The following is a 346-nucleotide window of genomic DNA, read 5'->3' as shown; positions in this document are numbered from 1 at the left end:
TGGGCAATATCGGTCATAGAAGTCTTTTCAATTAACTTTTGCGCAATCTTTTGGTTGATAATACGAGGAATTTGATGATTCTTCTTGACGAGCGAGGTCTCGGCGACCATCATTTTCGAGCAATGATAGCACTTGAAACGACGCTTTCTAAGGAGGATTCTAGTAGGCATACTAGTCGTTTTGAGGTAAGGAATCTTAGACGGTTTTTGAAAGTCATATTTTTTCATTTGACTTCCACAATCAGGACAAGATAGAGCATCGTAGTCCAGTTTGGCGATGATTTCCTTGTGTGTATCCATATTGATGATATCTACAATCTTGATGTTTGGGTCTTTAATATCAAGGA

At 38.4% G+C, this 346-nt stretch carries 1 protein-coding gene; it reads right to left on the bottom strand.

What is annotated here, in order from left to right; genetic code table 11:
* A partial coding sequence (locus HMPREF2805_RS06010) for a transposase family protein (protein WP_148131617.1) occupies positions 1 to 346 on the bottom strand: 346 nt, incomplete at both ends.

This window comes from Streptococcus sp. HMSC034E03 (assembly GCF_001811505.1).
Lineage (GTDB): Bacteria > Bacillota > Bacilli > Lactobacillales > Streptococcaceae > Streptococcus.
The sequence above is the reverse complement of the archived record's forward strand: the minus strand, read 5'-3'. Positions and strand labels throughout refer to the sequence as shown.